Genomic DNA, 20,487 nt, shown 5'->3' on the forward strand with positions numbered 1-20,487 from the left:
GCGCTGACAGGGCTACTCCTCCTCGCCCAGCGGGGTGAGTTTCACCTTGGTGATCTGGTTGCGGCGGCGTTCGAGTATGTCGAACTGCACGTCATGGAAGCGGAAGCGCTGGCCCGGCTCCGGTATGGTCTGGGCTTCGTGGATCACCAGACCCGCGATCGTCACCGCCTCGTCATCGGGCAGTTCCCAGTCGAGCGCGCGGTTGATCTCGCGGATGCCCGTTGCGCCATCCACGATGACCGAGCCATCCGCTTCCCGCTTGAACTCACCTGGCGGGGCCAGATCGTGCTCGTCCTCGATCTCGCCAACGATCTCCTCGAGGATGTCTTCCAGCGTCACCACGCCCATCAGCGCGCCATATTCATCGACCACGAGGGCGAAATGCTCGCGCTTGGTCCTGAAGGTGTTGAGCTGATCGAACAGCTCGGTGGTCTCCGGCACGAACCAGGGCTCGCGCTTCAGGCTGGCGATATCGAGTTTCGAACTGTCTCCGCCCATGCCGTGCAGGGCACGCGCCAGATCCCGTACATGCAGAATGCCGACAATATTCTCCGGCTCGCCCTGCCAGAGCGGCAGGCGGGTATGCGGGCTGGTCAGCGCGGTTTCCACCAACTGCTCAACCGGCTGGTCAATATCCAGCATGACGAGGTTCTTGCGGTGAACCATCACGTCATCGACCGTCAGCTCACGCAGATCGAGCACGCCGCCCAGCATGTCGCGGTCATGCTTGACCACGCCGCCTTCCTGCAGGTGCATGTCGATCTGCCCGCGTATCTCTTCATGCGCCGACAGGACAGGCCCGGTCACATTCGCGCCGATCAGGCGCAGCGTGCCGCGCACCACCACCTGTACACCCGCCACTACGGGGCCGAACACCGCCGTCACGATACGGATCGGCAGGGAGACAAACATGGCCAGCCTGTCCGGATTGGAGAGCGCATAGGTCTTGGGCATGACCTCGGCAAACACCAGCACCAGCGCCGTCATCACCAGCGTGGCGATCGGCACGCCGGCATCACCGAACATGGCCAGAAATACCGCCGCCGCGATGGAGGAGGCGAGGATGTTGACCAGATTATTGCCCAGCAATATGCCGCCGATCAGGCTCTCGCGATCCTCGATCAGCAGGCTGACGCGCGCCGCAGCCCCGTTCTTTTCCTTCTCCAGTGCCAGCATGCGCGCCTTCGACGTGGCCGTCAGCGCGGTCTCCGACCCGGAAAAGAAGGCCGATAGCAAAAGCAGCAGCAAGATGGCCGCAAACGCCCATCCCATCCACGCCTCGAACACGAATTCCATCTAGACCTCTCCTGCGAGGAAAGCACTGATCTGCGCCGGTTCATGGCCGGGAGAAATGAAGGCCTCGCCAATGCCGCGCGCCAGAATGAGGGTGATGCCCGAACCGGCATTTTTCTTGTCCTGCCCCATGCGCGCGGTCAGGGCGGAGGGATCATAGGGGCCACCGGGCAGTTCACGGATCGACACCGGCAAACCGGCCCCGCCCAGCACAGCCGCCGCCCGCCGGGCGGCATCCGGCCCGCACAGGCCCAGTGACGCGGAAAACTTCAGCGCCATGACGATACCACACGAGACCGCCTCGCCATGAATGAGCGCGCCTTTTTCCGCTTCGGCCTCGAAGGCATGGGCGAAGGTATGCCCCAGATTAAGCAGGGCCCGCACCCCCGCCTCGCGCTCATCCTCTGCTACAATGCGTGCCTTGAAGCGCACCGCATCGGCAATGACGGGGACAAGCGCGTCCAGAGCGAGCGGATCAGTTTCTGCCGCCTCGAGGCGTTCAAACAGCGCACGGTCCGCAATCAGCCCGGCCTTGACGATCTCGGCATAGCCTGCCGCCAGCTCGCGCCGCGGCAGGCTTTCCAGAAAGCCGCTATCGGCCACTACCAGGTCTGGCTGATGGAAACTGCCAATAAGGTTCTTGCCGTGGCGCGTATTGATGCCGGTCTTGCCGCCCACAGAGGAATCCACCTGAGCCAGCAGGGTCGTCGGCATCTGGATGAAGCCGCACCCGCGCTTCATGATCGACGCGGCAAAGCCGGCCAGATCGCCCACCGTGCCGCCGCCAAACGCAATGAGAGCCTCATTGCGCGCCATCTCGCGGTCCAGCAGCGCATCCGTCACGATACGCAGCCCCTCCCAGGTTTTCACCCCTTCACCGCCTTCCAGCAGGATGAAATCAGGCTTCAGTCCCACACCCGTCAGAACGCTTTCCAGCCGCGTGCGGTGGGCGCTCAGCGCATCGCGGTCAGCCACAATGATGGCGCGCCCCTGCGGGCAAAGCTGGCGCATTTCGCCAGCGGCGGCCTCCAGCGCGCCAGCCCCTGCGAGTACCTCATAGGCGCGCGAGGCAGCCCGGACAGGAATACGGAACAGCTCGCTCACCCTTGCGCCTCCACACGCTCTGCCATGGCGTCCAGTATGGCCTGCACCGCACCATCATGGGTGGTATCAGGTGACCGGACATGAATATCGGCCTCGGCATAGACCGGCGCGCGCTCTGCCAGCAGTCTTTCCATGACGGCACGCGGATCTTCGGTCTGCAGAAGCGGGCGCGTGTCGCGCCTTGATACCCGCTCCATGAGCGTATCGATATCCGCCTGCAGCCAGACCGACAGCGACCGCCCTTTAAGCAGGGCGCGCGTCTGTGTGTTGATGAAAGCACCGCCACCCAGCGCAATGACGGCCTGGCCGGTCTCGTCCATCAGCCGGGCGATGACCCGCCGTTCCCCATCGCGGAAGGCCGCCTCGCCAAAATCGGCAAATATTTCAGACACGCTGCGGCCGGCAGCTTCCTCCACCTCGTGGTCGGAATCGCGAAAGGCCCACCCCAGCCGGTCCGCCAGACGGCGCCCGATTGTGGTCTTTCCCACCCCCATCAGACCGACCAGAACCACCGGACAGCCAAGTCTTCTTGCGATTTGCACACGATCCATGATGCTTCACGCTATAAGCGTGTGAGAGATAATGAGCAATTCCCGCGTACGATGTCTGGAAAACGCCGCATTGTCCGCGCTAGTGTAGAGTATCGTGAACCGCATACCAGCCACGAGGGGCGCCTATCATGCGCGGAATGCTGATTGGAGTGGGCATCGGCGTCATTTGCGTCGGTGTCATTTTTGCCATCCTGCTCATCATGGCCGACACCATGGCCCCTGAGCAGAGCGAAATCCGTGTCGAGGTGACCGATGCGCTGGGCGGTTAGCACGCTGGGTCTGTGCGCGGTTCTGCTCGCCGCACCCGCAATCGCGCAGCAACCCTCCCGCGCCATTGAAGTACAGGAGCTGGGAGCGGTCGACCCCTTTCAGGTCGGATCGCGCAATGTCCTGCCCCAGACCATCTGGTCGTCCAGCGATGCAGACGCCCTGCGCGTGGTCCTCGAAGCCCTGCCTGCCAGCAATGGGCAGGGATGGCGCCATGGCGGCGCGGCCCGTCTGGCCGAACGTGTCCTCCTGGCCTCCGGCGAGCCCCCCCGTGGCGGGCGCGACAATTTCGCCCTCGCGGCGCTCCGGGCAGACCGCGCTCTTGCAGCCGGCAGGGTGGAACAGGTCTACCAGCTTCTCGAGCGCACACCGCGCCTGAACCAGTCCAGCGCGCTCTCCCGCCTGCATGCCGAAACCGCCTTTGCCCTCGGTGAGACAGGACCGGCCTGCAATACCGCCGAAAGCCTGCTGCGCGGGCGTGACGAACCCTACTGGCTGCGGGCGAGGGCTGTCTGCCTTGCGCTGGCCGGCAATATGCCTGCTGCCGAACTGACCGCAGATCTGGCCCGCTCCTCTGAGGGTGGCCGCAGTTTCGGCTCCTGGTTCGATGCGCTGGTGCTCGATCGGGGGCTGCCATCAGCGCAGCCTGTATCGACAGGGCTGGAGCTGGCCATTGCCATCACGCTCGCGCCCGAAGAACGCATTCACGTCGCTGAAAACGCTCCGGCCTGGCTGAAACGCGCCGCCGCGCGCACGGGCCCGGCCATCACATTGCCCGAACAGCTCGACGAGGCACTGGAAGCCGCCATGGCGATGGAAGGCGCTGACAGGGCGGCAGCCCTCGCCGCCATCGCCCAGCAGGATATTGACCGTCTGATTGCGGCCGAGGCACTGGCCGCACGGCTGGACGACGCCGTCAACGAAGGGCGGTTTGCCGAAGTGGCCCGCGCTTACGCGATGGAAATCGAGACATTCCCGATCAATGAGCAGACGCTCGCCCACGGCCCGCGCTTCATCCTGGCTCTGGCCCTTGAGGGCGAGCTGGAGCGGGCATGGCGCTGGCGCGAAGCCCTGCTGTCTGGCCCTGAGCGCGACCGGCCCATGCAGGAAATGAACGGACAGCCCGGCATGCTCACGCCGCCGCCGGCCTCATTCGGTTTTACCGATGAAGACCCATGGGAGCCGCCTTCACCTGCCGTCATGGTCGCGCTCGACATGGCGATAGGCATTGCCGCGGACGATATAGGCTCCGGCCCGTTTGGTGCCATTCTGGCCGCGCGGGCAGAGGATGCGCGTCCTGAACGTCTCGCCCAGCTTGCCGGTCTGGCAGCGCTCGGCGCGTCTGTTCCCGAGGCCGTGCGCGTTCAGCTCCTTGAGACGGGCTCTGAAGAGGGCTCCACCGGGCGGGAAGCGCATTTTGCCTCGATGGCTGCGCTTTCACTGGTCAACAGCTCGCGCGCTGAAGTCCTGCTGCTGGCCGCCGGCCTGATCGAGACCAGCAATGGCAGCGCGCAGGCCTATGCCCTGGCCAGCTACCTGCTGGAGCGGGCGGGCCACCGGGCCGAAGCGCTGCAGCTCATTCTGGAGGCGCTGGCCGAGGAGAGCGCGTGAGCGCAACGCATATAGCGCTTTTCCTCGACATGCTGAGCGCGGAGCGCGGCGCTGCCGCCAACACGCTCGCCGCCTATGGCCACGATCTGGATGATGCCGGAACGCGCCTTGCGCGTTTCGGCGTGGCTCTCAATGACGCATCGCCTGCTGATCTTGAACGGCTGATGCAGACACTGGCCACTGACGGGCTCAGCCCTGCCACGGCCGCGCGGCGCCTTTCCGCGCTGAAGCGCTATTACCGCTTTCTGCTCAAAGAGGGCGTGCGCAGCGATGATCCGACGGCCGGTCACAAAGGCCCCAAACAGGCTCGCGCCCTGCCCAAAATCCTCTCCGAGGCCGAGGTGGGCCGTCTGTTTGACGCAGCTGACACGATAGAAGGCCCGGCGGGCCTGCGCCTGCGTGCCGCGCTGGAACTGCTCTATGCGGGCGGGCTTCGCGTCAGTGAGCTGGTCACCCTCCCCCTTGCCGCCTTTTCCCGCGCCGAGCGCTATCTGGTTGTCACCGGCAAGGGCAATAAGGACCGTATCGTACCGCTCACACCCTCCGCGCTGGAGGCTGTCGACGCCTATAGGGGCGTGCGGGAGGACTTCCTGCCCGGCAAGGCGTCACCCTTGCGGGCCCGCGCCGAGCGTTATCTCTTCTGCTCATCCAGCGCCAAGGCAGGCCACCTTACCCGCGAGCGATTCGCCCAGATGCTCTCAGGACTTGCGGTGCAAGCGGGCCTCGACCCGGCGCGCGTCTCGCCGCACGTGCTGCGCCATGCCTTTGCCACGCATCTTCTGGCCAATGGAGCAGACTTGCGCAGCCTGCAGACCCTGCTCGGCCACGCCGATGTCTCCACCACGGAGATTTACACCCATGTGCTCGAAGCGCGGCTGCGCTCGCTGATGGAAGACGCCCATCCCTTGAGCCGCAAATAGCCTTGCTGACAGCCAGCTTGTGACAACACGATGTCGCGGCTAGTTTGCCCGTTCGGCCAGCGACCCTTGGCCGGGTAGCCTTATTTCAGGGGATCCATGTCCAACCCGACGCGCACCTATCTTGATTTCGAACGTCCGATTGCCGAGCTCGATGCGAAGATCGAGGAATTGCAATCGGTCTCCGAACGCAATGGCGAGGATGCGCCGGATGTGGCCGAAGAGGTCGCCAAGCTGCGCCAGAAATCGGCAACCCAGCTGAAAAACCTCTACGCCAAGCTGGACCCCTGGCAGAAAACCATGGTGGCGCGCCATCCTGAGCGCCCGCATCTGAAAGACTTTCTGGCCGGCCTCATCACCGATTTCGAGGAGCTGTCCGGCGACCGGCGCTTCTCCGAGGATCACGCCATTGTGGGTGGTCTGGGCCGTTTCCGCGGCCGCGCCGTGGTCGTCATGGGCCATGAGAAGGGTCACGATACGCAGACCCGCCTGAAGCACAATTTCGGCATGGCGCGCCCTGAAGGCTACCGCAAGGCCGCGCGCCTGATGGATTTGGCTGACAAGTTCTCCCTGCCGGTTCTCACTTTCGTGGACACGGCGGGCGCGTATCCGGGCGTTGGCGCGGAAGAGCGCGGCCAGTCCGAAGCCATTGCCCGCTCCACCGAGCGCTGCCTGACACTCGGCACGCCGCTGATCTCGGTCATCACCGGCGAAGGCGGGTCGGGCGGCGCGGTTGCGCTGGCCTCTGCCAACACGGTGATGATGCTGGAGCATTCCATATATTCGGTGATCTCGCCGGAGGGCTGCGCCTCCATTTTGTGGCGCGACGGTGCCAAGGCGCGCGATGCGGCCATTGCCATGAAGATCACTGCTCAGGACCTGATCGCGCTGAAGATCATCGACAAGATCATCACCGAACCTGTCGGCGGCGCGCATCGCGACCGGGACGCTGCCATAAAGGCGGTGGGCGACGCGATGGAAGAAAACCTCTCCAGCCTTGAAGGGCTCGACCCGGCCACCCTGCGCAAGAAGCGCCGTGAGCGTTTCCTCGCCATTGGCCGCTCGCTGATGGAACCGGCGGCGTAGGCTTTTCCCCGTCCCCCCTTGATTTTTTGGCTGGAAAGGCGTCTCTGAGGCTCACGAAATACTCATTATGAGCAAAAGGGGCGTCATGCCGGCCTTTCATAATCTTTATCGCCATGGCTTTGTGCGCGTGGCGGCCTTTGCGCCCCATGTTGCGCCCGGCGACCCGATGGAGAATGCGCAGCGCCTGATCGCGCTGGCCAAAGAGGCCGATAAGAGCCGCGCGGCGCTGGTCCTGTTTCCCGAACTCTCCCTGACCGGCTATGCGCTGGATGATCTGCACCATCAGGCTTTGATACTGCAGTCCGCAGAGCAGGCGGCGGCGGCCCTCATCGAGGCTTCGCGCGATCTCATGCCGGTACTGGTCGCCGGTGCGCCGGTAGCGGTCGATGGCCAGCTTTATAACTGCGCCCTCATCATCCATCGCGGGCGGCTTCTGGGCGTGGTGCCGAAGAGCTATCTTCCCAATTACCGCGAATTCTACGAAAAGCGCTGGTTTGCCGAAGGCCCCTCGGCCATCGCGGACAGCGTGCGCTATGCGGGGCAGGATGCAGCCTTTGGCACCAAGCTCCTCTTCGCCGCCGACGACCTGCCCGGCTTCAGCTTCATGGCGGAGATCTGCGAGGATCTCTGGGCGGTCCACCCGCCAAGCCTTGATGGCGCGCTGGCGGGCGCGAACATCATCGTCAACCTGTCGGCTTCCAACGCCCTCATCGGCAAGGCGCGCGAGCGCGAGGCGCTGGTGCGCGTGCAGTCACAGCGCACGTTGTCAGCCTATATTTTCGCCGCTTCCGGCTCAGGCGAGAGCACGACAGACCTCACCTGGGACGGGCAGACCCTTGCCTGCGAGCTGGGCGAGACCATCGCGCAGGGCCCGCGCTTTGAGGACAATGCGGGCCTCGTCACCGAGATCGATGGGGAGCGCATCGTGCAGGACCGGCTGCGCTTTTCCACCTTCCGGGACGGCGCCCGCAATGCGCGCGAGCACCTGACCGGCTGGCGAAAAGTAAGCTTCACCCTTGCCCCGCCGCTGGATGAAACACTGCCATTGGAACGTACGATCCGGCGCTTCCCCTTCGTCCCATCAGACCGCGAACGTCTGGACGAGGATTGCTTCGAGGCCTGGTCGATACAGGTCGAGGCGCTGGTCCAGCGCCTGCGCTCCAGCGGTATCAGCCGCGCCGTTATAGGCATTTCGGGCGGGCTGGATTCCACACAGGCCCTCATCGTCACCGCGCGCGCCTTTGATCGTCTGGCCCTGCCACGCGAGAGCATCCTCGCCTACACCCTGCCCGGCTTTGCCACCAGCGAGGCGACACGCGGTCAGGCCATTGCCCTGGCCGGGGCGATGGGCGTCACCCATCGCGAGATCGATATTCGCCCGGCGGCGGAGCGTATGCTGGCCGATCTCGGCCACCCTTACGCTGAAGGCCGGGCCGAATACGATGTGACCTTCGAGAATGTGCAGGCGGGCCTGCGCACCGATTATCTCTTCCGCGCCGCCAACCATGAGGGCGCGCTGGTGATCGGCACCGGCGACCTCTCCGAGGCCGCGCTTGGCTGGTGTACCTATGGCGTTGGCGATCACATGTCGCACTACAACGTCAATGCCGGCCTGCCCAAAACCCTGATCCAGCACCTCATCGCATGGGCTGCACGGACAGGGCGGGCGGGCGAGGCGGCTGGCCCGGTGCTGGAGCGTATTCTCGCAACCGAAATCTCCCCTGAGCTGGTGCCAGCCGGAGAGAACGGGCAAATCCAGAGCACGCAAGGCGTGATCGGCCCCTACCCCTTGCAGGATTTCACCCTGCATTATGTGGCCCGCTACGGGTTCGGGCCGGAGAAGATAGCCTTCCTGCAGGAGACCGCCTGGGGCGAAAGCTCGCGCAGTGACTGGCCAGACCATGTGGCAGAGGCCGACCGCCATCACTACGCCATGGCCGACATCCTCAAATGGCTGGACGTGTTCCACACCCGCTTTTTCGGCCAGAGCCAGTTCAAGCGCTCGGCCGTGCCCAACGGGCCGAAACTCACCTCCGCTGGCGCGCTCTCTCCGCGCGGGGACTGGCGCATGCCCTCTGACATGAGCGCAAAGCTCTGGCGCGAGGCGATTGCGCGGCTGAAGGACGAGCTGGGGGACTAAGCCCCCTTGGCTGAAACCCCGGACGCGCAGCGATCCGGGGCCTCCCTTGCGCTTCTCCTGCACAAGGTCCCGGATCGCACTGCGTGCGTCCGGGAGTTCATATCTGGGGGAAAAATAAAAACGCCCGCGTGCCAGGGGAAAGCACGCGGGCGTCTTCATGTCAGTCTGCTGGCGGGTCGATCAGAGCGGGTCTGCGGCAGGGGAAAAACCGCATCGCCCTGAGATCAGTTGGCCAGCCTTCGCTCCGTTCCGGCGGAGCGGTATGCGCGGCTTTAAGCGGCCTTGGTCTTCGAGCCGCTGATCAGCTTGGCGCCGGACTTGCCATTAATGGCGATCTGGCGCGGTTTCTTCGCTTCGGGTATCTCGCGCTCCAGGCGCAGCACCAGAAGGCCGTTTTCAAGGCGCGCATCGCGCACCTGGATATGGTCGGCCAGATGGAAGCGGCGCTCGAAAGAGCGCTCGGCAATGCCGCGATGGATGAACTGGCGCGGTTCGCTGTCATCGCTTTCGCGCTTGCCGGAGACCGTCAGCACATTTTCCTGCACCTGAACGTCGAGATCATTGTCGCCGAACCCGGCCACGGCCAGTTCGATGACATACTCATGTTCGCTCAGTTGTTCGATATTGTAGGGCGGGTAGCCATTACCCGTTTCCTGCTTGGCCGCCGAGTCGATCATGTTGGCCAGACGGTCAAAGCCGACAATCGTGCGGTAAAGCGGTGTGTAGTCGATGGTACGCATGAAGATCCTCCTTCAGAAGCGATCAGTTCGATGCCTTCCGGCAGGTGTTCCGCGCCTCGATTGAGCGCACGGAGCCAAAGTCAGGCATCAAGGTTTCCATTACTCGCCGGAGCCCGTCAGGCACCCCGGTGATACTGACATGGGTGGAGCTTTCCGGGTGCGCAAGAGGGCCGTTTTGATGTTTTGCGATTTTGCCGTCTGCGATTGCAGCGCTAGTCTGGCAAGCGAAACGCCCAGATCATGCCAAGGGGATTTGCCGCATGCGCCTTCTCGTCACCGTCTCTGCTCTTGCCCTGTGCCTGCCTCTCATGGCGTGCGGGGACAATTCGGACACCGAAGCACCGGCACCAGCCGCCATCGACACTGAGAACGCTGTCGACGCATCGCTGGCATCAGCCATTGATGACGAGGCGTACGTTGAAGATGGCGAGACGGCCACCCCTGAAGCCAGTGTCCCGGCCAGCGGCACGCCAGACGAAACCGCAAGCCTGTCCACCGAGCCGGAAACCGGCTCTCTGGCATGGGCCGTTGCGGGTGAATGGCGGGCTGATGCCGTGGCACGCGATGTCTGGCGCAATCCGCGCGAGACACTGGAATTCTTTGGCATCAATCCCTCCGGCACCGTAATCGAGATATGGCCGGCCGGCGGCTGGTACACGCAAGTGCTGGCGCCCTGGATTGCTGCCAATGGCGGCACCTATGTCGCGGCGCATTTCGACCCCGCAGGCAGCGAGCAGACCCAGGCCTTTATCGATGCCTATGCCGAACGCTTTTCCGCGCCGCTGTTTGGCGAGATCGAGATCGCGGCTTTCGGCCCCGAAACAGGCCCGATCGTGCCAGAAGGCAGCGCCGACGCCGTTCTGACCTTCCGCAATGTACACAACTGGATGGCCCGCGGGTTTGAGGAAAAGGCGTTTGCCGATTTCTATGCAGCCTTGCGCCCGGGCGGCATTCTGGGCGTGGTTGAACACCGCCTGCCTGCCAGCCAGCCGCAGGACCCGCGTGCCGCCACCGGCTATGTGCAGGAAGACTATGTCATCGCGCTGGCCACGGAGGCCGGGTTCGAGCTGGTGGGTTCCTCTGAAGTCAACGCCAACCCCGCCGACACGGCCGACCATCCGTTCGGCGTATGGACCCTGCCCCCGGTTCTGAGGTCATCTCCGCGCGGAGATGAGCCTGATCCGGACTTTGATCGCGCGCCCTATGAATCCATTGGCGAGTCTGACCGGATGACTTTGCTCTTCCGCAAGCCGGGGAATGCGGGGGCTGAGTGATCGGCTCTGCGCTTCGCCTGCTGCTGGCGAGCGTCCTGCTGGTCTGGAGCGCACCGGCAAGCGCAGGTCCGCCGCCTGCATCGGCGCTAAACCCCTACCCGGCTGACCGGCTATTACCGTTCTGGCGCCAATACACGGCCCGGTACGAGGAGAGTGAGGCCCTGTTCATTCCGGCCTACCGGCTGGACCCGCCCCCTGCTGAGGCTGCGGATATGACAGGCTTCTGGCTGGAGGCCGCAGACGCCCGGCTGCTGGCGGTCGGTGTCGATGCGGACGGGTATCTGGTCCTGCCAGCTGAGGCCCATAATGCGGGCTTCGTGACACGCAGCACCCGCCTTCTGCACGATGGCGGCGGCCTGCTGCCCGCCATACGCCTGGAACTGCACGTCCGGGCAGAACCGGCAGCGCGCTACGCCATAGCCGACCTTGCCACTGTCACACGCGAGCTGGACCAGTTCCAGCGCGCCAGCATGGGCCTGGCGGCCCTGATGGCTCCGCGCTTTGATGTCATCGTATTCCGCTTTGACGGGCCTGCACCGGATGGCTGGCATGTGACAGCGCGCGGCGAGCGCAGCGCGCTCAGCGCGTTGCACGATACGCTCTATCTGCGCATGACGGGGCGGATTGCCCGCGCGGGCGGTGAAATAGTGCTCGAAGAAACACCGCGCCGGATCGTGGTGGAAACCCGCTAGCGCGCTGCCGGGGCCAGCAGGGCCAGCAGCTCGCCATGCAGGTCCGCATTGGCCGCCGCCACGACCTGCCCGCCCTCATGGGCCGGACGCCCCTGCCAGTCGGTGAGAATGCCGCCTGCACCCTCCACCACCGGCACCAGGGCGGCCACGTCCCAGGTTTTAAGGCCGGACTCGATGACGAAATCCACCCCGCCTTGCGCCACCATCGCATAGCCATAGGCATCGAGCCCGTAGCGCATCAGGCGCGCGCGGCTGCGCACCGTCTCGAACACCGGCGCCTCGTCACCCTCGAACAGATAGGGGTCGGTCGTCTCGCCTATCGCCTCGCCAAGAGCGCGGCCCGTTCGGACTTTCAGGGGCAGGCGTACACCGCCGCGTTCAATATGGGCGCTACGCCCCGCCGCGCCGGTCGAGCCAAAAAACCGTTCGCCGATATGGGGTTGGTCGATGACCGAAAGGACCGGGCCGGCCTCTTCCACCAGCGCGATCAGGATGCACCAGCTGGGCAAGCCCGCAAGAAACGCCCGCGTGCCATCGATGGGATCGACAATCCACGTCCGGCCAGAGCGTGACGGCTTGGCATCTTCCTCCTCGCCGAGAATACCGTCCTCGGGGCGGTGTTCGCCCAACAGGGCGCGTATGGCCGCCTCAGCGGCCTTGTCGGCGGCGGTCACCGGATCAAACCCGCTTGCCGCCTTGTTGTCAGCGGCGACCCCGTTTCGGAAATGGGGCAGGCTGGCTGCGCGCGCGGCATCTGCCAGCACGCCCATTAAGGCCGCATCGCTCTGGTATCGATCCAAGGCCGGTCCCCCGTTTCAGGCCTGCCCGGTATCGCTATTGCGCAAGGACGGGTCAAGCGCGCCTATGGCGCAACAACAGCCTGTGATTACTCGGCGGCCAGTGCCTGCGTCCTGTAGGCATCAAGCAGGCCGGCAGCGAAGCTCTCCAGCTGCGCCTTGAGGCGGGCAAAACCCTGATGGGGTTCGAGCGTACGCTCATCCATGTAGAGCGCCCGGCTGATCTCGATCTGCAAGGCATGACGGCCTTCGGCAGGCTGGCCATGAAGCTCTGTGGTAAATCCGCCTGCATAGGGACGGTTGCGCACCACCTTGAAACCCAGAGAGCGGAAAATCCGTTCGGCATGCCCGGTCAGCTCCGGCGAGCAGGACGAACCGAACCTGTCGCCCAGAACAATGTCCGCGCCTCTTGCGCTCGCCGCCGGCATGGAATGACAGTCAATCAGCACCGAGCTGCCAAACAGCTCGCGTGCCGCCGCCAGCTCAGCCGCCAGCGCGGCGTGATAGGGCCGGTAGCACGATGCCAGGCGGTTAAACGCTTCATCCAGGGGCAGCATGCTATCATAGATCGCGCTGCCCTCTCCGGCGAGGCGCGGAATAACGCCCAGCCCGGCAGAGGCCCTCTGGCTTACCTGGCCTGACAGGGCATGGACCCGCGGCCCGAACAGGGCCGGATCGAGCTCATACTCAGCGCGATTGGGATCTACATAGGAGCGAGGGAACAATGCCTTCACCAGCGGCGCACCCAGATCCGGCACGGCGCCGAACAATATGTCGATATGCGCATCTTCAGAGCGGCGCAGCACTTTCACAGGCAGTGAAGAGCGTTCCAGAAACCCGGCCGGGTAATCGGACCCGGAATGGGGCGAGGCAAAGACAACAGGCGTTGCCCGCGAGGCAGGCTGCAGCACCTCGACAGCGCGATGCCCGTCAGCGGGCGCACAAGGGGATGGATCAGGGCTCATCAGCCCATCATCGCCCCCACGCCCGCAGCGTCAATCGCGAAGCGTCATCGCAGCCGCAAAAATCACTGCAGCAGATGGCGCGGCGTTCAACGGAATTTTACCTCCTTGCCCTAAAGTGCCTTTGCGGTGGATAAAAATGCTCCGGAGGGGATGGCGATGGCCAAGATACTGCTCGCAGAAGACGACGATTCGATGCGTGACTTCCTCGCCAAGGCGCTGACGCGCGCCGGGCATGAGGTGGAGACCGTTGCCGACGGTGAAGAAGGCCTTGATGCACTGGGCAGTGAGGCCGGTGCGTTCGAGCTTCTGCTTACCGATATCGTGATGCCCGGTGTCGACGGGATCGAGCTGGCGCGCCGCGCCGCAGAGATCGATCCGGGCCTGAAAATCATGTTCATCACCGGCTTTGCTGCCGTGGCACTCAATGCAGGCCTGTCGGCCAAGCGCGAGGCAAAGGTGCTGTCAAAGCCCTTCCATCTGCGCGATCTGGTCGATGAAGTCGCCCGCGCCATGGAAGCGGCCTAGTACCCAGCCAGGCCGTTGCGCAAAAAAACACCCGGCTGAAAAGCCGGGTGTTTTTTTATTGAAAAAAGGGGGCAGCTGCGAGCCCTTTCAGGAAGATCAGAAAAAAGCCGGTGGTGATTGGGCGATCCGGCTTTTTCATATGCGGGTAATCATTCCTGCGGCCCAGGTATCACCGCCGGACAAAAAAGAAAACGGCGGGGTTTCCCCCGCCGTTTCCCACTACGCATAACGTGAACGCACTACCAGCTGCGAACGATGTTCACAAAGGCACGGCGTCCCAGGATGTCGTACTGCGAGGTCCGCGGCACGTTACCCCAACCCGTTACCCGGCCACCGCCAGAAGCAGAGGTGATGTTCGGGTATTCGTCAAAGATATTCTGGAGACCGGCCTGCAGCGTCCACTGGTCCATCGCATAACGGACAGAAGCGCTGTGGGTCATGTACAGATCAACTTCACGTTGGAAGTAGACCGTCTCACCGAAATAGGTTCCGGTGTCGGTGGCGTACAAATGGTTATTGTCCACGGGAGCAACGATGTCAGTGCTCCAGAAGAACGTCCAGTCATTACGGTCCAGACGAGCGTTCAGACGAGCAACCCAGCGCGGGTTGCCGATGCGGTCATGCAGTTGCGTGACAGCTGCTCCAGGGAAGAGTTGCTCTTCCCAGTTCAGGATATAGCTCATCCGGCCGTTCAGCGTGAGATCACCAAAGCTGAACTCATGGCCATATCGCATCGTCAGGTCCAGACCCTCGCTGGTCTGGTTGGCGATGTTCACGTAGCTGTCATTAATCGTGAGAATTTCATAAGCGCGCGTCGGATGGCTGGCCGGCGCACGGGTGAACAGGCTGCAGAATGCATCGTTCGGGAAATTCTCTGACGTGTAGCAGGCGTTCACGATCCCCTGCGGGCTGAAGCGGCCCACCTGGTTCTCAATTTCGACCTGATAGTAGTCAAGAGCAGCACTAAAGTCGATGAAGGACGGGGTCCAGATAAGGCCGAGCGAGAACGTCTCTGCCGTCTCCGCCTCAAGTACGCCCAGACCACCGCCAACGGTCACCGTAGCAGAGGACGTCGGCTGGACCGGGAAAGCGTCCGGGAGCGGACCTTCACCGGGGCGGCCGATCGCGCAGTTCTGCTGGATGATCGGATTGGTCGAAAGACCCCAGTTGCGGCACGGGTCAGAGGCCTGACCGAAGCCGAAATTGGTCTGATCGCCCAGATAGAGCTCGTACAGAGCCGGAGCGCGGAATGACGTACCGAACGACGAGCGGACGCGGAAGGCAGAATTCAACGCCCAGTTTGCACCGATCTTGTAAGTGCCGTTCGAGCCATAGCTGTCATAGTCCGAATACCGGCCAGACACGTTAAAGGTGAGCTCTTCAATGAGGAACACGCCGCGAATGGCAGGAATTTCAAACTCGGCGAAGACCTCTTGGATAGTGTCGCTGCCGACCGTCTGAACGGCAGACGACGAACCCCAGTAGTTGCCCGAGCGCTCTTGTTCGCCCGGTTGATCGTTGATCGACTCGTAGCGAATCTGGAAGCCGAACGCGGCACCGACCGGACCAGCGGGCAGGTCGAAAAGTTCGCCAGCCAGGAGGCCTTCGATATACTGGTGCTCATAGACCGTGTTGCCGGTCTCATAACCCAGCAGGAAAGCCTCGTCTTCAGCACGGAGCTGGCCATTGCCAACAACCGCCGGCGAGAAGAAGTCCACACCACCGGCCGGGCAGGCTGTCGCGGTGGTCAGCAGAGCCGTGTTACAGCCGGAGGCAAAGTGAGCCCCGGTGAACAGCTCTGTCGCAGCCGCGATGCGGTCGGCATAGATGAAGTTGCCGCCGTATTCAGCCTCCGACCGGCTCATTTGATAGACCAGTTCCCAGTCCCAGCCGCGAGCAAAGTCAAGTTGGCCGCGGAAGCCACCGACAAACCGCACATAGTCAACCGTCTGCTCGGCCCGGCTATTGAGCAGCAGGGTCGGTTCGACATCCCACACATCATAGACAAGGCCGGTCTGCGGATCGGTCACGGTCGTGAATTGCGTGTTCCGGGGGTGACGGGAATCGATGACACCCCACCACTGGCGCCAGGAATTCTGGGACGACTCACGGCGGTTGAACATAAACTCGCCGAACACCTCGGTGTTCGGAGTCAGGTCATAGCCGGCGAAAAGGTTAACCGTCGTACGGGTGACCGGTGAAACCGCGGTGCGGGAATCATAGCGGTCAGAGTGACGGGCTGAACGTCCGAAATAGGTGCGCAGAACGTCGTTCCACTCCGACTGTGAACCTGTGAACCATGCCGGGGCAGCGCCGGGCAGGGCACAGCCTGCAAAGCCGGTGAAGAAGGTCCGGTTCTGACGCCAGCCGTCAATGTCACAGCCGATTGGGCCGCCACCGGCAATGGCACCGGCATCCGGCGAGAAGTCAATCGCGCCAGCATAGCCCGTACCCGCCTGGTTAGCGATGTAAAGGCTGACCATTTCGGCACCGTAGCTGGTACACTTGAACAGGCCGGTATCGGGATCGATGACGTCCGCGCGGTTCGTCCGGCCTTCGTCAGAGAACACCACATCGTTCGGGCAAGCGAACGCATCGCGGTCCCCGAACAGCAGCGGGCGGCGCTCGTAATAGTCCACACTTGCGGAGACATAACCACGATTGAAGCGCCAGCCATGGCTGAGCGAAACGTTGTATTCCTCGCCGCCAGACTCGAACGGCTGGTTCGCGTAAGCGCTGAACTGGCCACCTTCAAGATTTTCGCGGGTGATGATGTTCACCACGCCGGCAACCGCGTCCGAACCATAGACTGACGAGGCACCGTCGGTCAGAATCTCGACGCGCTCGATAAGGCTTGACGGAATAACGTTAAGGTCCGTCGGCCCCACTTGGCCACGCGCGCCCGCCGGGCCAGCGCGGCGCCCGTTCAGCAGAACCAGCGTACGCTCGGCACCCAGACCGCGCAGAGACAGGGTGTTGACACCCGGACCGCCGGTCAGCACCGAGCCGGTGAAGTAGTTGTTGATCTGGCCAGCGGTGTTCGCGACCGTCGAACCCTGAAGAATTTCACTGGTGTCGACAAGGCCTTCCAGCGTCACTTCTTCAGAAGTGATGATCTGGACAGGCTGAGTGCTCGTGAATTCCGAACGGCGGATACGTGAACCCGTAACAACCACACGGTCTTGAACAGCAACAGAAGCCTCTTCAGACGTTGCTTCATCATTATCTGTGGTCTCAGGTTCGGACTGAGCGAATGCCGGCGCAGTAAGAGCCAGCCCCGCAATCACCGTCGTGGTGAGAAGGCGTCCCCGGTTAAAAAACATCTTTCCATTTCTCCTTGGTATAACCTGAAATCAGCGGCACCCAAAGGAACCGCCAACTCATCGTCCCCTCGTCATACGAGATGCGGATAGTCGGCAAGAAACCCGCCACTTGCCAATCTATTATCGCCTGTCGGCCATGCGTTTTGACGAGGAGCGCAACATTTTTGCCACATTGCTGTCACATGCTGGCCATGTTGCAGCATCCTTGGCTTGCAGGTTTTTGCTAATTGGGGCTGGATAACCTCGATATTTGCTTGCTGTATAAAGCCGAGGGGACGAGAATGATCAGAGCAATTGGATGTCTGTTTCTGTGTTTTCTGGTAGGAGGCGCTCCGGCGGCTCTGGCCAGCGAGCCGCCTCCAGCTGAAGCGTTCGCCCGCATCGCGGCCATATCGTCGGTGACAATCTCCCCGGACGGCCGCCACGTTGCCGCTGTCGTATCGTTGGACGGAGAGATCTCAGCCGTCGCAATCTGGGAGACTGACGCGTTGGGCTCTGCCCCGGTATTGGTGGGTACCGAAGCGCGCTCGCAAATCCAGTCGGTGGGCTTTGCGGCCAATGACCGGCTCTTTGTCACCACCCAACAGCTTGTCGAACACAACCCGTTTTCCGGGCGCGCCGAGCGGAGTTTCGGGTACCGCCGTCAGGTCCTTGATCTCGACGGCAATGTGGTTCGTACAAGCCTGCGTTTCGACGGCCTTTCCCCAGCTCAGCAAGCTTTCATCGGCATTGGATCGCTTGTAAGCATGCTGCCCGCTGACCCAGAGAACATACTTGTAGCGGCGCCCATAAGCCGGGATATTTATCGGCTGAACCTGTACACAGGACGCGCAGGACGCGTCGAACGCGGATCGACCCGATTCAGCGCACCGCAGGCGGATCTTTATGGCGATATTCGCGCCATGCAAAACTTCGATTTCGACAGTGGCGCGGCCTATATTGGGGTCTGGTTGAAGCATCCCGACACCGGGCAGATGGAAGAACATTTCCGCTGGTACGCGCGTGACCGCGAGCCGGTCTCTATCGCGGCCTTCACCACTGATCCCAATATCGTGCTCATCAACACGACGGACGGGCGCGATCATGCGGCCATCGTGGAATACCATATCCGCGAGCGTGAATTGGGTGAAATCGCGTTCGCCCATCCATTTTTTGATGCATCTGGCGTTGTCCTTTCACGGGCTGAAGCCGACTACGGCGAAATACTAGGCTTCAGTTATCAGGGTGAGCGCGGCCGCGTATTCTGGGTCGATCCGGTGATGGAGGAGGTCGAGCGCCAGATGCGGGTCGCACTGGGCGTTCAGATGACAGAAGTGCACTGGACCGACATCGCGTCGGGCCAGACTATGAGCTTTGACGTGCCAGACGGGGCCGATATCACGATCACTGACTGGTCAGACAACCGTGACCGTTTCGTCGTGCGCCGCTCCGGCGGATCAACGCCGCCGGAATTTTATGTCGTCGCCAACAACCGCGTTCAACTGCTAGGCCGGGCCTATCCGGAGCTGCAGGGCGCACCGCTCGGCCGCGTCCAGCTTGTCCAGTACGCGGCCCGCGACGGGCTGCAGATTCCGGCCATCCTGACCACACCGGACCCTGAAATCTTCGGCCCCGGCCCGTGGCCGTCCATCGTGACCCCGCACGGCGGGCCCTGGGCTCGGGACAATCTTGATTGGGACAGCTCCGGCTGGACCCAGTATTTCGCGGCACGTGGCTATGCAGTGCTCCAACCGCAATTCCGCGGCTCGCAGGGCTGGGGCCAACGCCTGTGGCGCGCCGGTGACCGCGAGTGGGGCCGGGCCATGCAGGACGACAAGGATGACGGCGCGCTCTGGATGATCGCTCAGGGCATTGCTGTCGAAGGCCAAATCGCCATGCACGGCTATTCCTATGGCGGTTATGCCGCAATGATGGCGGCTGCGCGGTCTGACGGGCTTTACAGATGTGCCGCAGCTGGAGCCGGCTTGGCCACGATCGACCTGTTCCGCCGCTCGACATACAACAGCCGCTTCCTGCGGGAGTTCCAGCACCCTACGGCAGATGGTGAAGATCCGTTGAGCTATGTCAGCAATGTATCTATTCCAGTTCTGCTCTACACAGGGGATCGCGACACGGTAGTGCCGCCATCGGAGTCACAGGCTTTCGCTTCGGCGTTACGGCGTGCCGGAAAAGATGCCGACATCGTGATCCTTCCTGATATGGAGCACTCCATCAACACATGGAATCCAACAAATTTCGCAGCAATTCTTACAACGGTGGAGAGTTTCCTGCATACAAGCTGCCAGATGCCGCCGCGTTAGGCTTCTGCCAGTGCGGTCCGGCAAGTCCTTGTTCCACGGGCTTGGCCGGACCGTGTACGCGGCGGTGCCGCTCGTTGCTTAAGTCACGGAAATGAGCACACCACCCGCTTGCACAGCCGGAAGGGGCGGGCTATATCGCCCGCTCGTTTCGCGAGCAGGCTTGCGGACCGGGCGCGTAGCTCAGTTGGTTAGAGCGCTACGTTGACATCGTAGAGGTCACAAGTTCGACTCTTGTCGCGCCCACCATTTTTCTCTTTGGAATGCTCTGCACGTCCGTGCGTCGCTCCTCGCATAGGCTCGGGCGGCCGGTCGGCCTTGCGGCCCCTGACGGGGCCGAACTGGCACCTCGGCGCGCAGCGCCGCAAGCGCGAACGCGCGCCCGCGACTTTTCGCGGAACATCGCAACGCGGATGCGTTGCGGAACTAAAGAAGAGCTGCACCCGTCAAAAAGCCCGCAGCTTCTCGATCAGGACTGCCGGTGGCGGACAGGGCGTACGCGGCAAGGATGTCGTAGCCCAGGCATAGATCATCCGCCCGCCGGTCAGCGCCTCATCGCCCCGGAAAATCCCGAGGCGGAACGTCGCCGAGCTATTGCCCACACGCTCCAGCGTCGCGCCGATCTCGATCAGCTCGTCAAACACGGCCGGCGCGTAGAAATCCGCATGCGCGCTGACGGCGAAGGATTCGCTGCCATCGGCAGTGAGATCTTCAGGGATGCGGATGCCGGCCGCGCGCCAGTATTCCGTCAGCGCGACATCGAAATAGAGAAAATAATTGCCGTTAAAGACGATGCCTTGCGGATCGGCCTCGGCCCAGCGTACGCGCAAGGTGTGAAACCATGAGAAATCGCGGCGCGATGGCCGCTCCGGCTTGATCGTCATGAGAATTACCCCCGCCTGCTG

Annotated in this window: 17 protein-coding genes and 1 tRNA gene; 10 read left to right on the top strand and 8 right to left on the bottom strand. The window is 62.9% G+C overall.

What is annotated here, in order from left to right:
• Positions 1 to 12 precede the first annotated feature (12 nt).
• The 3 genes from X907_RS13260 to X907_RS13270 are packed head-to-tail and all read right to left on the bottom strand — an operon-like array spanning position 13 to position 2,948.
• Entirely contained in the window at positions 13 to 1,296 is a 1,284-nt protein-coding gene (locus X907_RS13260; protein ID WP_233352397.1) for an HlyC/CorC family transporter, read from the bottom strand.
• Positions 1,297 to 2,397 carry a 3-dehydroquinate synthase gene (gene aroB, locus X907_RS13265; protein WP_127568774.1) on the bottom strand — a complete coding sequence of 367 codons (1,101 nt, stop codon included), beginning with the start codon at positions 2,395 to 2,397 and terminating at the stop codon, positions 1,297 to 1,299. It abuts the gene before it with no gap.
• Positions 2,394 to 2,948 carry a shikimate kinase gene (locus tag X907_RS13270; protein ID WP_127568776.1) on the bottom strand — a complete coding sequence of 185 codons (555 nt, stop codon included), beginning with the start codon at positions 2,946 to 2,948 and terminating at the stop codon, positions 2,394 to 2,396. Before X907_RS13270 ends, aroB begins: the two co-directional genes overlap by 4 nt.
• 128 nt (positions 2,949 to 3,076) lie before the next feature.
• Between X907_RS13270 and X907_RS14475 the strand changes: the two genes are divergently transcribed.
• The 5 genes from X907_RS14475 (at position 3,077) to X907_RS13290 (ending at position 8,969) form a co-directional block, all read left to right on the top strand.
• On the top strand, positions 3,077 to 3,217 hold the full coding sequence (locus tag X907_RS14475) for a hypothetical protein (RefSeq protein ID WP_170175573.1): 141 nt from the start codon (positions 3,077 to 3,079) through the stop codon (positions 3,215 to 3,217).
• The gene (locus tag X907_RS13275) at positions 3,201 to 4,826 is read left to right on the top strand and encodes a hypothetical protein (protein ID WP_127568778.1); all 1,626 of its coding nucleotides are present in this window, start codon (positions 3,201 to 3,203) and stop codon (positions 4,824 to 4,826) included. The genes X907_RS14475 and X907_RS13275 overlap by 17 nt, the downstream gene beginning before the upstream one ends.
• Positions 4,823 to 5,746 carry a tyrosine recombinase gene (locus X907_RS13280; RefSeq protein WP_127568780.1) on the top strand — a complete coding sequence of 308 codons (924 nt, stop codon included), beginning with the start codon at positions 4,823 to 4,825 and terminating at the stop codon, positions 5,744 to 5,746. The genes X907_RS13275 and X907_RS13280 overlap by 4 nt, the downstream gene beginning before the upstream one ends.
• A 96-nt stretch (positions 5,747 to 5,842) precedes the next feature.
• Positions 5,843 to 6,829 (top strand): acetyl-CoA carboxylase carboxyltransferase subunit alpha, encoded by a 987-nt coding sequence (locus X907_RS13285; RefSeq protein ID WP_127568782.1) that lies wholly within the window; start codon positions 5,843 to 5,845, stop codon positions 6,827 to 6,829.
• An 85-nt stretch (positions 6,830 to 6,914) separates the two neighbouring features.
• Positions 6,915 to 8,969, top strand: a complete 2,055-nt coding sequence (locus X907_RS13290; RefSeq protein WP_127568784.1) for an NAD(+) synthase — start codon at positions 6,915 to 6,917, stop codon at positions 8,967 to 8,969.
• 272 nt (positions 8,970 to 9,241) lie between these two features.
• On the opposite strand, the gene X907_RS13295 is transcribed toward X907_RS13290, so the two are convergent.
• The gene (locus tag X907_RS13295) at positions 9,242 to 9,709 is read right to left on the bottom strand and encodes an Hsp20 family protein (RefSeq protein WP_127568786.1); all 468 of its coding nucleotides are present in this window, start codon (positions 9,707 to 9,709) and stop codon (positions 9,242 to 9,244) included.
• Between the two features lie 260 nt (positions 9,710 to 9,969).
• On the opposite strand from X907_RS13295, the gene X907_RS13300 reads away from it, so the two are divergent.
• The gene (locus tag X907_RS13300) at positions 9,970 to 10,983 is read left to right on the top strand and encodes a class I SAM-dependent methyltransferase (RefSeq protein WP_127568788.1); all 1,014 of its coding nucleotides are present in this window, start codon (positions 9,970 to 9,972) and stop codon (positions 10,981 to 10,983) included.
• Entirely contained in the window at positions 10,980 to 11,675 is a 696-nt protein-coding gene (locus X907_RS13305) for a hypothetical protein (protein ID WP_127568790.1), read from the top strand. Before X907_RS13300 ends, X907_RS13305 begins: the two co-directional genes overlap by 4 nt.
• Here the strand turns inward: X907_RS13305 and X907_RS13310 are convergent.
• On the bottom strand, positions 11,672 to 12,475 hold the full coding sequence (locus tag X907_RS13310; protein ID WP_233352399.1) for an inositol monophosphatase family protein: 804 nt from the start codon (positions 12,473 to 12,475) through the stop codon (positions 11,672 to 11,674). The two genes, X907_RS13305 and X907_RS13310, sit on opposite strands and share 4 nt — an antisense overlap.
• A gap of 86 nt (positions 12,476 to 12,561) precedes the next feature.
• Entirely contained in the window at positions 12,562 to 13,437 is an 876-nt protein-coding gene (locus tag X907_RS13315; RefSeq protein WP_127568792.1) for an N-formylglutamate amidohydrolase, read from the bottom strand.
• 156 nt (positions 13,438 to 13,593) lie between these two features.
• Between X907_RS13315 and cpdR the strand changes: the two genes are divergently transcribed.
• Positions 13,594 to 13,962, top strand: coding sequence for a cell cycle two-component system response regulator CpdR (gene cpdR, locus X907_RS13320; RefSeq protein WP_127568794.1), 369 nt, complete (start codon positions 13,594 to 13,596; stop codon positions 13,960 to 13,962).
• A 239-nt stretch (positions 13,963 to 14,201) separates the two neighbouring features.
• Here the strand turns inward: cpdR and X907_RS13325 are convergent, their stop codons facing one another.
• Positions 14,202 to 17,285 (bottom strand): TonB-dependent receptor plug domain-containing protein, encoded by a 3,084-nt coding sequence (locus X907_RS13325; protein ID WP_127568796.1) that lies wholly within the window; start codon positions 17,283 to 17,285, stop codon positions 14,202 to 14,204.
• 227 nt (positions 17,286 to 17,512) lie between these two features.
• Here X907_RS13325 and X907_RS13330 point away from each other — a divergent pair, with 227 nt between their 5' ends.
• Together X907_RS13330 and X907_RS13335 are read left to right on the top strand one after the other, a co-directional pair.
• On the top strand, positions 17,513 to 19,585 hold the full coding sequence (locus tag X907_RS13330; protein ID WP_145962657.1) for an alpha/beta hydrolase family protein: 2,073 nt from the start codon (positions 17,513 to 17,515) through the stop codon (positions 19,583 to 19,585).
• A gap of 169 nt (positions 19,586 to 19,754) precedes the next feature.
• Positions 19,755 to 19,831 (top strand) — tRNA-Val (locus X907_RS13335).
• A 197-nt stretch (positions 19,832 to 20,028) separates the two neighbouring features.
• Here the strand turns inward: X907_RS13335 and X907_RS13340 are convergent.
• The gene (locus X907_RS13340; protein ID WP_127568801.1) at positions 20,029 to 20,466 is read right to left on the bottom strand and encodes an acyl-CoA thioesterase; all 438 of its coding nucleotides are present in this window, start codon (positions 20,464 to 20,466) and stop codon (positions 20,029 to 20,031) included.
• Positions 20,467 to 20,487: the final 21 nt, after the last annotated feature.

Source organism: Glycocaulis alkaliphilus (assembly GCF_004000605.1).
Classification (GTDB): domain Bacteria; phylum Pseudomonadota; class Alphaproteobacteria; order Caulobacterales; family Maricaulaceae; genus Glycocaulis; species Glycocaulis alkaliphilus.

What these genes read in the sequence shown, in the direction of transcription:
- X907_RS13340 (WP_127568801.1), bottom strand. Translation starts at nt 20,466, where the DNA reads ATGACGATCAAGCCGGAGCGGCCATCGCGCCGCGATTTCTCATGGTTT.
- X907_RS13295 (WP_127568786.1), bottom strand. Translation starts at nt 9,709, where the DNA reads ATGCGTACCATCGACTACACACCGCTTTACCGCACGATTGTCGGCTTT.
- X907_RS13270 (WP_127568776.1), bottom strand. Translation starts at nt 2,948, where the DNA reads ATGGATCGTGTGCAAATCGCAAGAAGACTTGGCTGTCCGGTGGTTCTG.
- cpdR (WP_127568794.1), top strand. Translation starts at nt 13,594, where the DNA reads ATGGCCAAGATACTGCTCGCAGAAGACGACGATTCGATGCGTGACTTC.
- X907_RS13260 (WP_233352397.1), bottom strand. Translation starts at nt 1,296, where the DNA reads ATGGAATTCGTGTTCGAGGCGTGGATGGGATGGGCGTTTGCGGCCATC.
- X907_RS13275 (WP_127568778.1), top strand. Translation starts at nt 3,201, where the DNA reads ATGCGCTGGGCGGTTAGCACGCTGGGTCTGTGCGCGGTTCTGCTCGCC.
- X907_RS13315 (WP_127568792.1), bottom strand. Translation starts at nt 13,437, where the DNA reads ATGAGCCCTGATCCATCCCCTTGTGCGCCCGCTGACGGGCATCGCGCT.
- X907_RS13300 (WP_127568788.1), top strand. Translation starts at nt 9,970, where the DNA reads ATGCGCCTTCTCGTCACCGTCTCTGCTCTTGCCCTGTGCCTGCCTCTC.
- X907_RS13290 (WP_127568784.1), top strand. Translation starts at nt 6,915, where the DNA reads ATGCCGGCCTTTCATAATCTTTATCGCCATGGCTTTGTGCGCGTGGCG.
- X907_RS13285 (WP_127568782.1), top strand. Translation starts at nt 5,843, where the DNA reads ATGTCCAACCCGACGCGCACCTATCTTGATTTCGAACGTCCGATTGCC.
- X907_RS13325 (WP_127568796.1), bottom strand. Translation starts at nt 17,285, where the DNA reads ATGTTTTTTAACCGGGGACGCCTTCTCACCACGACGGTGATTGCGGGG.
- X907_RS14475 (WP_170175573.1), top strand. Translation starts at nt 3,077, where the DNA reads ATGCGCGGAATGCTGATTGGAGTGGGCATCGGCGTCATTTGCGTCGGT.